This is a genomic window from Paraburkholderia flava (genome assembly GCF_004359985.1).
Lineage (GTDB): Bacteria > Pseudomonadota > Gammaproteobacteria > Burkholderiales > Burkholderiaceae > Paraburkholderia > Paraburkholderia flava.
In genome coordinates, this window is sequence record NZ_SMRO01000002.1 from 1,724,770 (window position 1) to 1,737,008 (window position 12,239).

The 12,239-nt window shown below is 65.3% G+C and carries 12 protein-coding genes; 2 read left to right on the forward strand and 10 right to left on the reverse strand.

Going from position 1 to position 12,239, the window contains the following annotated elements; genetic code table 11:
• The first annotated feature begins 172 nt into the window (after window positions 1–172).
• Window positions 173–1,255 carry a YVTN family beta-propeller repeat protein gene (locus E1748_RS19180; RefSeq protein ID WP_133648736.1) on the forward strand — a complete coding sequence of 361 codons (1,083 nt, stop codon included), beginning with the start codon at window positions 173–175 and terminating at the stop codon, window positions 1,253–1,255.
• Window positions 1,256–1,390: 135 nt separating this feature from the next.
• On the opposite strand, the gene E1748_RS19185 is transcribed toward E1748_RS19180, so the two are convergent.
• Window positions 1,391–3,751 carry a TonB-dependent receptor gene (locus E1748_RS19185; protein WP_133648737.1) on the reverse strand — a complete coding sequence of 787 codons (2,361 nt, stop codon included), beginning with the start codon at window positions 3,749–3,751 and terminating at the stop codon, window positions 1,391–1,393.
• A gap of 168 nt (window positions 3,752–3,919) precedes the next feature.
• Here E1748_RS19185 and E1748_RS19190 point away from each other — a divergent pair, with 168 nt between their 5' ends.
• Entirely contained in the window at window positions 3,920–4,936 is a 1,017-nt protein-coding gene (locus E1748_RS19190) for an ATP-binding protein (protein ID WP_133648738.1), read from the forward strand.
• On the opposite strand, the gene E1748_RS19195 is transcribed toward E1748_RS19190, so the two are convergent.
• The 9 genes from E1748_RS19195 to fhcD all read right to left on the reverse strand — a co-directional run bounded on the left by E1748_RS19195 (window position 4,906) and on the right by fhcD (window position 12,234).
• Window positions 4,906–5,568, reverse strand: coding sequence for a response regulator (locus E1748_RS19195; protein WP_133648739.1), 663 nt, complete (start codon window positions 5,566–5,568; stop codon window positions 4,906–4,908). The genes E1748_RS19190 and E1748_RS19195 overlap by 31 nt on opposite strands.
• Entirely contained in the window at window positions 5,565–6,779 is a 1,215-nt protein-coding gene (pqqE, locus tag E1748_RS19200) for a pyrroloquinoline quinone biosynthesis protein PqqE (protein WP_133648740.1), read from the reverse strand. Before pqqE ends, E1748_RS19195 begins: the two co-directional genes overlap by 4 nt.
• Window positions 6,780–6,783: 4 nt before the next feature.
• On the reverse strand, window positions 6,784–7,065 hold the full coding sequence (pqqD, locus tag E1748_RS19205; protein ID WP_133648741.1) for a pyrroloquinoline quinone biosynthesis peptide chaperone PqqD: 282 nt from the start codon (window positions 7,063–7,065) through the stop codon (window positions 6,784–6,786).
• Window positions 7,062–7,814, reverse strand: a complete 753-nt coding sequence (gene pqqC, locus E1748_RS19210; RefSeq protein ID WP_133648742.1) for a pyrroloquinoline-quinone synthase PqqC — start codon at window positions 7,812–7,814, stop codon at window positions 7,062–7,064. The genes pqqD and pqqC overlap by 4 nt, the downstream gene beginning before the upstream one ends.
• 78 nt (window positions 7,815–7,892) lie before the next feature.
• Entirely contained in the window at window positions 7,893–8,819 is a 927-nt protein-coding gene (gene pqqB / locus E1748_RS19215) for a pyrroloquinoline quinone biosynthesis protein PqqB (RefSeq protein WP_133648743.1), read from the reverse strand.
• Window positions 8,816–9,796 (reverse strand): alpha/beta fold hydrolase, encoded by a 981-nt coding sequence (locus E1748_RS19220; RefSeq protein ID WP_420819344.1) that lies wholly within the window; start codon window positions 9,794–9,796, stop codon window positions 8,816–8,818. Before E1748_RS19220 ends, pqqB begins: the two co-directional genes overlap by 4 nt.
• Window positions 9,797–9,798: 2 nt before the next feature.
• The gene (locus tag E1748_RS19225; protein WP_133648745.1) at window positions 9,799–10,371 is read right to left on the reverse strand and encodes a cytochrome b; all 573 of its coding nucleotides are present in this window, start codon (window positions 10,369–10,371) and stop codon (window positions 9,799–9,801) included.
• Window positions 10,372–10,441: 70 nt separating this feature from the next.
• Window positions 10,442–11,278: a formylmethanofuran dehydrogenase subunit C gene (locus E1748_RS19230; RefSeq protein WP_133648746.1), complete on the reverse strand. Its 837-nt coding sequence runs from the start codon at window positions 11,276–11,278 to the stop codon at window positions 10,442–10,444.
• Window positions 11,275–12,234, reverse strand: coding sequence for a formylmethanofuran--tetrahydromethanopterin N-formyltransferase (gene fhcD / locus E1748_RS19235; protein ID WP_133648747.1), 960 nt, complete (start codon window positions 12,232–12,234; stop codon window positions 11,275–11,277). Before fhcD ends, E1748_RS19230 begins: the two co-directional genes overlap by 4 nt.
• Window positions 12,235–12,239: the final 5 nt, after the last annotated feature.

The following is a 12,239-nucleotide window of genomic DNA, read 5'->3' on the forward strand; positions in this document are numbered from 1 at the left end:
TGCATACGGTGCGCGATCGCTGCATCAGCGGACCGCTAACCCGCCGTTTTCCCCGGGATATCGCGAAGTTCAACCGCAATTCGGGAAATTCTCCCGCCTGTTGTCCGTTGTCAAACAATCCTCCGGTGGGATACTTTGAATGAACCACCCGATCACATGACGGAGTCCAAACATGCTGGAGACACGCTTTCGTTTCACTTCCCCTACATCCTCGTTGCGCGCGCTCGCACTGGCTGCGTTGACGCTCGCGGCGGGCGCGGCCCAGGCCGCCGCGCCGCTCGCGTACGTGACGAGCGAGAAGGCCGGCGTCGGCGTCATTGATATCGACAGCATGACGCTCGCGAAGACCTTTACCGACGGCGCCGACGGTCCGCGCGGCCTCAGCCTGAATGCGGACGGCACGCGGCTTCTCGTCGCGAACAAGAACACCGGCGATCTCGCGGTGATCGATACTGCGTCGGGCGAGGTCGTCAAGCGCGTGAAGATCGGCCAGAACCCCGAATATGTGCGCGTACGCGGCGGCTATGCGTACGTGACGTACGAGCCCGGCGAGGAGGGTGGTCCGCCGTCCGCCGCATCGGGCGGCAAACCCGGCGCGGACGACGACGATGCGAACAAGCCGCCCGCCGAAATCGCGATCGTCGATATGAAGACGTGGCGCGTGCTGCGCTCGGTGACGAGCGGCCACGAAACCGAAGGCATCGAATTCTCGCGCGACGGCAACAGCATGCTCGTCACCAACGAAGGCGACGACACGGTATCGGTCTATCACGCGCGCACCGGTGCGCCGCTGCGCACCGTGAAGCTCGCTGCGGGCGGACGGCCGCGCGGCATCCGGCTCTCACCCGACGGCAAGGACTACGTGGTCACGCTCGAATCGCTGAGCAAGTTCGTCGTGCTCGACGCACACACGTTCAAGGTCGTAAAGACAGTCGATACCAAACTCGGGCCGTACGGCGTCGCGTTCGGTCCGCACGGCAAGCGGTTGTTCGTCGCGGCGTCGCGCGACAAGACGATTCAGGTGTTCGATGGTCACACGTACGACCATGTCGCCGACGTGCCCGTCGGGCAGCGCTGCTGGCACTTCAGCTTTACGCCGGACGGTGCGAAGCTGATGGTCGCGTGCGGACGCTCCGATGCGGTCTATGTGCTCGATGCGAAGAGCTATCAGCCGATCAGCCAGATCGGTTCGTTGCCGCTTGCGTGGGGGATCGTGACCTATCCGCATAGCGACGGGTCGATCGAATCGCACTGAACTGCATGCTGAAACGGGCGGCTGGTTCACACCAGCCGCCCGTTTTGTTTTTGTTATCGACCTCATCCACCGCTTCATCGCAGCGGCCGCTGTAACCCGGCCGCCCGTTTTTCTACTACGTACTACGCGCCGCCGCTACTTCCACGCATACCGCAACCCCACCCACACCCCGCGCGGCGCCCCCGGTCCAACGAACTGCTCGTTGATCGGGTTCGCGCCGTCGAATGTGTGATTCGGTCCGTTGAAGAAATTCTCCCCGAGCACGCCGAAGCTCGCATACCGCTTGTCGAGCAGGTTCGTCACCGACGCGAACACCTGCAACTGCTTCGTCACCTGATACGTCGTGTCCATATCGATCAGCAGGTAGCCCGAGAGCTTGCCGTTGATGTCCTGGTTGTTCTCGTCGCCCTGTGCATAGACGCCGCCGCGCCACGTTAGATTCGTGCCGATCGTCCACTTCGACGTCGCGTCGTAATCGAGTCGCAGCTTGACGGTGTTCGCCGGAATGCCCGGAATGTGATTGCCGGGCTTGACGGTGATGTTGCCGTTGGCGTCGGCGCTCGAATTGCTCGAGCTGCTTTCGGTCCACGAGGACCGGTAGGTCGCATCGACGTAGCTGTAGCTCGCGGTCACGCCGACCGGTCCGAAGCGGCTGTGTCCCGCGAGTTCGAGCCCTTGCCGGCGCGTGCGGCCGACGTTCTGGAAGAAGCCCTCGGAGCTCGATGCGCCGTTCGCGCTGATGAACTCGATGTCGTCGTCGAGCGTCGTGCTGTAGGCGCTTGCGCTCCACGTCGTCGACCGGCCGATGCGGCCGCGCGCGCCCACTTCGAAGGTCTTCGAGATCACCGGCTTCAGCGCGGGATCGGAGACGAAGTCGTTCGGCAGCGAGCACGGCGCAGTCGGGTCCGCGCACGCGAGCTCGATTGCGGTCGGCGAACGCATGCCTTCGTTGTACGTCGCGTACGCGGTGAAGCCCGGCACCGGGTTCCAGTTGATGCCGAACGCCGGGTTGAAGCGCGAAAACGTATGGTGGCCGTCGAGCTGCGGCTGCGTGCCACTCGAGTCGCCGATCGATGCGTCGGCCCAGTTGTAGCGCCCGGCGAGCGTCACCGACCACTGCGGCGTGATCGACAGCGTGTCCTCCAGATAGATGCCGTAGCTGCCGCTGTGCATGCGCGCATCCGTCTGCTGCTCGAAGTCGCCGATGCCGATCGTCGCGCGCGAATCGGTGAACATCGCGTCCTGCGACGACTCCGTGTAGTGCGAGTTCGCGACGTCGGCCGATACGCCCGCGACGAGCTGGTTCTGCATGCCGCCGAGCTTGCCGAGCAACGTGAGCTGCAGGCTCGCGCCGTAGCTGGTGGTCGCCACCGACGACTTCTCGTTGGTCGCCTGCAGCGTGTCGATGTTGCCGTCGTCGTCGATCGAGCCGAAGTCGGTGTTGTTGTTGCTGCTGATGTTGGTGTTCAGAAAGCGCCGGTAGTAGACGTTGCCGCTCAGTTCAACGTGATCGTTGAAGTAGTGATCGCCCGACAGCGTGACGTAGCCGACGGTGTTTTCATTCTGGTCGGGATACGTGTACGGTTGCTTCGGGTTGCCGAGGAACGAGCGCGGAATGGTCTGCACGCCGCGCAGGTCGTTCTCGGCGCCGCCTGCTGAAAACGACAGCGTGGTGTCGGCGTCGGTGTAGCGCAGTTTGCCGAACGCCTGACGCACGCGGCTCGCGTTCTGCTCGGCCCAGCCGTTGTCGTTGCCGACGTCGCCGGTGAAGTAGTAGTCGAGATGATCGCCGATCGTGCCGCCCTGTTCGATCTGCGCGGTCTTGCGGCCCCACGAGCCGCCGGTGATCTCCGCCTCGCCGCCGGGGCTCGTCTTGCCGTTCTTCGTCGTGATCGCGATCGCGCCGCCGAGTGTGTTCAGGCCGTAGGTCGGATTGGAGCCGGGGATCAGCTGGATCGTGTCGATGGCCTGCTGCGGAATCAGATCCCAGTTGACGACGTCGCCGAACGGTTCGTTCACGCGCACACCGTCGACGAACACCGACAGCCCCTGCGGCGTGCCGAGCAGCGGCGACGCGGTGAAGCCGCGATAGGTGAGGTTCATCTGATACGGGTTGCCCTGCGCATCGGAGATGTCGACGCTCGGCAGATTCTTTGCGAAGTAGTCGGTGAGGGTGCTGCGATGCTGCCGTTCGAGATCGCTCGCGTGTACGGTCTGCACATTCGCGGGCACTTGAGAAAGCGGCGTGCCGATGCCGAGCAGCGGTGTCGTGCCGACGACGATGATCGGAGCGAGCGTGGTTTCGGCGGTTGGCTGCGTGGGTTGCGTCTCCGCGGACGCAGCGGGTGTGGACGCTGCGGTTGCTGCTGCAGCAGTAGGTGCGCTCTGCGCCCATGCGGTTGCGGACAGGCTCGCAAGCGCGCTGCCGAAGCACAGCGTGAGCCTTGCGCGGTGTCGCAAGCGGAGGGTGAGGACGGCACGGTATCGCATGCTCATTGTTTTGTCTCCATTGTTCCGGCGCTATCGTCATGCCACCGGTGTACTGAAAGCTTCGCACGCACACCCCACTCACGACCCGGGAGCTTTTCCCGAAGTGACGGGGAATCGTTCCCAAAAGCACAGCAAAAAATCACCGCGACGAATCCGGCTGAGTAGAATGCAGACGTGACCTCCGACGATCCTTCCAGCCTCTCTTCGACACACCAAGCAGCGCCGCCTCCGACGGTGCGGCGCGATCTCGCGTGGGTGCTTGCGGTGACCGTGCTGGCCTGGATACTCGGCGCGACGTTCGACTTCAGCGAGCATGCGTATCGCTGGACCCGTGGCCTCGAGCGTTTTCAGCTCGACGAACTGCCGGGCACGTTGTGCGTGCTCGCGATCGGTCTCGCGTGGTTTGCGTGGCGCCGCTATCGCGACGCGCGCCGCGAACTGCGCCGCCGCTGCGTGCTCGAGGAAGAAGCCGAGCGGCTGCTCGCGGACAACCGGCGGCTCGCGAGCCAGGCGCTGGACGCGCAGGAAATCGAGCGTCGCCATCTCGCGCGTGAACTGCACGACGAACTCGGTCAATACCTGAATGCGATCGCACTCGACGCCGCGCGCATCCGCGATCTGTCGATCACACGCGAGCCGGAGATCCATCGCGTGGCGCTTGGATTGATCCAGAGCGCGAGCCACGTATACCGGCAGATCGGCGGGATGATCCGCCGGCTGCGGCCGATCGGCCTCGACGAATTCGGTCTGCCGAGCGCGCTCGAACACTGCGTCGATGGCTGGCGCGAGCGGCTGCCCAACGCGTCGTTCTCGCTGACGATAGAAGGCGACTTCACCGGTCTCGCCGACGCACTGACGATCACGCTATACCGGCTCGTGCAGGAAGGACTGACCAACGTGTCGAAGTTCGCGCATGCGGCGCGTGTCGAGGTCTTCATGGTGCGTGCGCCGCGCGAAACGGCGGCGGGACAGAAGAGCGACGAGCCCATCGACGAAATCGTCGTGACGATGGCCGACGACGGCCCCGGTGTCGATCTGGACAAGCCGCGTCGAGGACTCGGTCTGATCGGCATGCGCGAGCGCGTCGAAGCGCTCGGCGGCGAGTTTCATGTCGCGAGCAAACCCGGCGGCGGCTTCCTGTTCTGCGCGCGCGTGCCCGCTCACGCGGGGCTTGCCGAACCCGTGAACTGAAGCCCAAGCCGGCTCGCCATCTGCGCGAGCTGCACGCCGTTGTCCGCGCCGAATTTCTGGCGAATCACCGACTGATGATTGGCCACCGTCTTCTGGCTCAAACCGAGTTTTTCCGCGATGCTCGGCAGCGTGTAGCCCTGCACGAGCAGCCGCATGACCTCGAATTCGCGTGCCGACAGCTGACGTCCCGGCGGCCCCTCGCTGAACGCATTGCGCAGCGCGAGCGCCTGCGAAACGTCGGGGCTCAGGTAGCCCGCGCGTCGCGCGATCGTGCGGACCGCTTCGACGAGCACGTCGGGCGCGCTGGCTTTCGTCACGTAGCCGAGCGCGCCCGCGTCGAGCGCGCGGCGCACGAAGATCGCTTCCTCATGCACACTAAAAATCAGCACGCGCGCATCGGGTACGCGCGCGAGCATTCGCCGCATCGCTTCGATGCCGCTCGCGCCCGGCAGCGACACGTCCATCACGACGACGTCCGGCCGCAGCGCGCAGAAGCGCTGGTATGCGTCGCCCGCATCGGCTGCTTCGCCGCATACGTGTACGTCGTCGTTCAGTTCGAGCAGGCGCCGGTAGCCTTCGCGGACCACCGCGTGATCGTCGACGAGCAGGACGGAGATATCCGCGAGGCTCATGATCGGGCTCCTGGTTTGCCATCGTCGCCAGTACCGTTCGCGTCGCTGCGCGATGCCGACGCGAGTCGGCGCGAGTTCGCATCGTTGCGGAACACGATCGGTTGTTCGCGCAGCGCAGCAGTTGTATCCGCCGCACGACGCACGACGTTCACGACCTTTTCGTGAAACGCCGATTTGTCGCACACCGGATCGGCCTGTTCCTCATCGCCGGTCAGCAGATAGGCCTGACAGCGACACCCGCCAAGATCGTGTTCCTTTTCGTCGCAGCTACGGCACGGTTCCTTCAACCAGTCGAGGCCGCGAAAGCGGTTGAACGCGGTACTGTCGTACCAGATCTCGCGCAGCGGCATGTCGACCACGTTGGGCAGCGCGAGACCAGGCAGACCGCGTGCCGCGTGACACGGCAACGCGGTGCCGTCTGGTGCAACGCCGAGGAACACTGCGCCCCAGCCGTTCATGCAGCGCTTCGGCCGGCGTTCGAAGTAGTCGGGCACGACGAAGAATATTTTGCAGCGATCGCCGTGCGTCTCGCGATAGCGCTGCACGACCGCTTCGGCCTCGTCGAGCTGCTCGCGCGTCGGCATCAACTGCGCTTCGTTCGCATGCGCCCAGCCGTAGTACTGCGTGTTCGCGAGTTCCAGATATTCGGCACCCATCGCGAGCGCCATCTCGATGATCTTGTCGACATGCGGCAGGTTGTAGCGATGCAGCACACAGTTGAGCACCATCGGAAAGCCGTGCCGTTTGATCGACGCGGCGACGCGCTGCTTCAGATCGAACGTCCGCGTGCTGCTCAGAAAATCGTTTAATTCCTGCGTCGAATCCTGGAACGACAGCTGGATGTGATCGAGGCCCGCGTCCTTCAGATTGCCGAGCCGCGTATCGGTCAGACCGATGCCCGACGTAATCAGGTTCGTGTAGAAGCCGAGCTTGCGTGCTTCCGCGACCAGTTCTTCGAGATCGTCGCGCAACAGCGGCTCGCCGCCGGAAAACCCGAGCTGCGCCGCACCGAGCGCGCGTGCTTCGCGCAACACGTCGAGCCATTGCGCGGTGCTCAGTTCGCGGTTGTGGTCGGTGTAGTCGACCGGGTTGTAGCAGAACGCGCAGTGCAGCGGACAGCGGTACGTCAGCTCCGCGAGCAGCCACAGCGGCGGGGCGATGCCGGCGGAGCCGCTCTGCGCATCGGCAACGGGATGGGAAAGATCGGTCATCGTGCTACTCCAGCCAGCCGCGCCCGCGCGCGTCGGCGACGAATGCCCGCACTTCGGGACCGAGCCCCGTCGTGCTGAATGCGTGCTCCAGATCGGCGATCAGCGCATCGATATCGCGTGTGCCGTCGCAGCGCTTGAGAATTTCTCCCGCGCTCTGGTTGAGCTTCACCATGCCCTCGGGATACAGCAGCACATGCGCGTTCTGTGCCGGCTCCCATTGCAGGCGAAACTGCTTCGCGATCGTGAGGCAGCTGTTGGGGCCGACGTTGCGTGCGATGTCGTTCATTGCGGAAACGCCTTTTCGATCGAGTCCAGCATCGACCACAGGATGTCGAGCTTGAACTGCAGGATGTCGAGTGCGCGTTCCTGCTGGTCGCGCCGCGTGAAGTGATCGAGGGTGACCTCGAGCCCGTGCAGCACGTCGCGCTGCGCGAGCGCGATCCGCGAGCGGAAATACGCGAGGCCGCCGGGCTCTATCCACGCGTAATGTTCGGGCCAGCTCGCGAGCCGGTCGCGATGCACCTGCGGCGCGAACATCTCGGTCAGTGACGAGCACACTGCTTCCTGCCACGGCGCGCGGCGCGCGAAGTTCACGTATGCATCGACTGCGAAGCGCACGCCCGGCGTGACGAGTCGCAGCGACCACAGTTCGTCGCGCGACAATCCGACCGCATCCGCGAGCCGCGCCCACGTTTCGATGCCGCCTTCCTCGTCGCCGTAGCCGTCGTGATCGAGAATGCGCAGCACCCAGCGGCGCCGCGTCTCGCGATCCGGACAGTTCGACAGCACGGCCGCGTCCTTCAACGGAATGTTGATCTGATAGTAGAAGCGGTTCGCGACCCAGCCGCGAATCTGCTCACGCGAGCATCCGCCGCTGTTCATCTTCACGTTGAACGGGTGATGGATGTGATACGACGTGCCTTTCGCGCGCAGTTGCGCTTCGAATTCGTCGCGGGTCCATGCGGGTTCGTTCGGCCTGGATAGCGCGCGGGTCTCGTTGGCCTGCGCCGTGCCGAAGGTGTCTTTCGCGTTCATGCCGTCTCCGAAAGTTCTGGTTTCTTCGCGTAGCGATGCCACCATGTGTTGCCGCTACGCGGTGTTGCAAATTCGGTGCTACAGATCGAACGTCATTCCGTCATAAGCCACTTCGATTCCATGTTCGGCGAGCGTCCGGCGTTCCGGACCGTCTTCGACAAGGATCGGGTTCGTGTTGTTGATGTGGATCAGCACCTTGCGCACGCTTTTCTGCGTTGAACCCAGCGAATCGAGCGTGTCGATCATTCCGCCCGCGCCGCACTGCGGCAGATGGCCCATGTCGGCGGCGGTCTTCTTCGACAGGCCGAGACGGATCATCTCGTCGCCGGTCCACAGCGTGCCGTCGACGAGCAGCAGATCCGCGCCGCGCATCGCGTCGAGCACGTGCGGCTCGATTGCGCCGAGACCCGGCGCGTAGAACACGCGCTTGCCGGTCTGCCGGTTCGTGAACATGAGGCCGAGGTTGTCGCCGCGCTCGGGCGCGTGGCGATGCGGCGAGTAGGGCGGCGCCTTGCTCGACAGCGGCAGTGCATCGATCTGCACGCCGGCCAGCGCACTGAGTTCGAGTGGCGCGCCATCGAGTGCGATCCGGCGATGCTCGACGCCGCAATAGTGCGAAAGGATCGGCCCGACCGGAAAACCGGTGCACAGGTCTTGCCATACGGCGTCGGTTGCGTAGAGCGGCAGCGGCGCGCTGTGTTCGCGCAGCATCAGCAGGCCGGTCACATGATCGATCTGCGCATCGATGACGAGCACCGCCGCGATACCCGTATCGCGCGCACGACGAGCCGGCTGCAGTTCCGGATGCGCGGCGATCTGCGTGAGCAGATCGGGCGATGCGTTCACCAGCAGCCAGTCCTCGCCGTTCGCGCTGACCGCAATCGACGACTGCGTACGACGCGTCGCCTTCACGGTGCCGCGCCGCACTCCATCGCAATTGCGGCAGTTGCAGTTCCATTGCGGGAAACCGCCGCCCGCCGACGATCCGAGTACCTTGATCTTCATGCTGCTCGGCGCATCGCGCGCCCCTCGTGGACGGGTTGATCGAACAGCGCCGCGAGCGCACGCGCGACGCCACGATGCAGCGCCGGGTCGCTCGCGAGATGGCCTGCACCGTGCACGCATTCGATGCGTGCAGCGGGCACCGCGCGCGCGAGGCGCCGCAGGTTGTCGCGTGGACACACCGGATCGCGTGACCCATGTACCGCTGCGAGCGGCACGCCTGCCGCGGCTGCACGTCGCGCGAACGACAGCACGCGCGGTTCGCCGAGCCAGCAGCGATGCGTCAGGTAGTGCGCCTGGATGCGGTACTTGTCGATCAATGTGCGCGACCGTCGCGGCGACTCGCGCATCGACAGCCGCGCACTACGCGACGACAAGGACGCACGCGCAAGCACGGCTTCTTCGTAGCCGCGCCATGCGAGCGCAACGCGTCGTTGCCGCGCCACGTCGACGCCCGGTTGCAAAAGCGCCGCGCAGCGCGAGAGGAGCATCGAGGGCCGGTTGCATGACGCCGCTGCGCACAACCGCGACCACGCACGCGGCGCGCGTCGGCGGGATTTAACGAACAGGCCGCTCACTTCGCGAGCCGACGTCAGAAACAATCCGCGCAGCACGACGCCGCTGACCGCATGCGGATGCTGTCCCGCGTAAGCAAGCGCAAGCGCCGCGCCCCACGATCCGCCGAGCACGCCCCAGCGCTCGATACCAAGCCGCACACGTATCGCTTCGAGATCGTCGATCAGGTAGTCGGTGCGATTGCGTCGCACGCTGCCGCGCGGCGTCGACGTACAGGTGCCGCGTTGGTCGATCAGCACGATCCTGAAGCGCGCCGGATCGAAGAGCCGCAACGCGCCCGCGAGATTGCTGCCGCTGCCTGGACCGCCGTGCAGCACAGCGACGGGGATACCGTCGACGGCTCCGGCCACTGCGAACACAACGCGATGGCCGTCGCGTGTCCGCAGCGCGTCGTAACGCGGCATCGTCATGGCCACATCCTCGCGAGCAGATTGTCGCGGTCGATCCACTGATGTCTGATCGCACCCGCGATATGCAGCACGATCAGTGCGATCAGCAGATAGGCGATCGCCTGATGAATGCCGAAGAACAGCGCGCGCAATCCCGCGTCGTCCCAGCCCCACTTCGGCAGCAGCACGCCCCAGAAGCGCGTGCCGTAGCGGTTGAACGAAGAGCCGAGATAACCGGCGAGCGGCATCGCAACCATCGCGACGTATAAAAGACCCTGCGTGATGCGCGCGGCGGCGCGTTGCCACGGACGCATCGGCGGCAGCGGTGGCCGGGTGGAGGCCACACGTACCAGGATGCGCAGAAGCACCAGCAGGAAAACCGTCATGCCGAGCGACTTGTGAAGGTTGATCAGCGTCGCCTTCACAGGCAATCCCTTCGGTAGCCCGACCATATAGAGCCCGAGCGCGAGCAGCACGATGATGCCGAGCGCGATCAGCCAGTGCAGCACGATCAGCGAGCCCGTGTAACGCGCAGGACGCGCGGCGTCGGAGCCGGGCGTCGCGGAGGAGGGAGAGTGCGCTGTCGTCATGGTTGTCTCCGTTTCATCTAGTCGAACCATCGAAGCTGCTGCGTCGTCGCATACCGGATGCGTATGTCGCTCATCCGGCGATCAAAATTTCTCCCCGGCCATCGACTGCAAGATCGCCTGCGTGGCGAGTCGGCAGGCGGTCGGCGCGCCACTGCGAGAACGGCGCGATTTCGTGAGCAAGACTGCGCACGAGCAGCGCCCAGAACACGTCGAAGCCGACGCCGCCGGCGGTAAAAGTCGGCGGTAACGGGGCCGGTGCATGCGCGAGCAGCAACGTGCCGCGTCGCATACCGTATGCATAATGCGGGCCCACGTGGCCCGCGACACCGACCGTGCCTGCGACGATCCGCGACGCTGCAAAGGCACCCGCATCGCCGCCTACGAGCACCAGCCCGCGACGCATCCGGTCGGCGAGTCGCGCACCCGCGTTGCCGTGGATCGTCAGCGTGCCGCCGGTCATCCCTTCCATGTCGCCGGGCAGTGCGCCCGCTGCGAAGTCGCCGCAGTTGCCGGTGACCGTCAATCGGCCGCCGCGCATTTCGCAGGCGGTGAAATGTCCGGCGTGGCCATCGATGTGTAGTGTGCCGCCGGTCATCCGCCAGCCGCTGTAGTCGCCGGTCGAGCCGTGTACGGCGAGATGACCGCCGTCCATCTGCGCGCCGACGCGATCGAGCCACGGGCCGGCGCCGTCGATCGTCAGCGTGGGGTTTGCATCGGCATCTGCAGAAGACGCATCGCGCGACACCACGAACAGATCCCCAACCGCACAGCGTTCGTTCCCCGCCGGCAGCACGATGCGTTCGATGTCCGCAATCGACAACGCAGTGAGCGCCACCGGCAGCAGCGCCGACGCATCGACGCGAAAGGCGGGCGTGGTTTTCGCAAGTAGCGTCGTCGTCGTGCTCATGCGCGGCTCCCGTCGACACCTGCGGCTAGCGCATGCAGATGAAAGTGATACGGCCCGAGCTTGCCGCCATAGTTACCCGCAGAGATCCGCAGCATCCCCGCTGCACGACCGCGCGCAGTGGCTGCCGCGATACCCGCCGTCATCGCCGCACCGACGTCGGCGTCGGTCAGTCCGTCGATCACGATCTCGAGCACGCAGCCGACGTCCGCGCTCAACTCGCTGTGCGGCGACAGTCCGATCAGCGTCGGACAAAACGCATCGTTGGTCGACGCGCTCGCGCCGCGATACTTCGATCCGACCTTCGAACCCGAGCGCACGACACCGCCCGGAAACGGCATGATCACGTTCGGCAGCGCGCGCATCGCGTCGACTGCGGCTTCGGCGGCTGCGAGCGCGGCGTCGACATCGCGCGCGAGCAGCAGCAGATTGCCGCCGCCGACGGCCTTCACGGTGAGCGCGGTGTCCTCGCAGACGAATTCGCCGTCCATCACCGGCACGCGCCAGTAGCGCGTTTCGCCGAGCATTTTCGAAATCTGCCAGCCGTCGCCGAAAAACCGCAGCGCGCTGCCGAGCGATGCACGGTCGGACAGCGGCGAGCGGCTCGTCGCCGGATCGATGCCGCCGAACACGGCGGTCGTCGGACATGTGAGCACGCATTGGCCGACGCGACGCTCGATCTGCTTCGCCAGTTCCTTCGACGACACCGCGAACAGCAACACCGAGACGCCTGGTCGACCATCAGGCGTCTCGTTGGACGCAAGCACGCGCTCGACGCCGGCCTCGCACCCGCAGCCGATCACCGACGTCGCGAAACCGGTCAGCGAATGCGCGGCGTTCAGCGCCCACGCGGGCGTGTGCGCGGTGATCACGAGCCTCGTCGCTTTCATCGGGAACGCCTCCGCGAACGTCGCGTCGATCGTCGTGCCGTTGATCTGCAAGGTCGCGGAGTCGCTCATCGTCT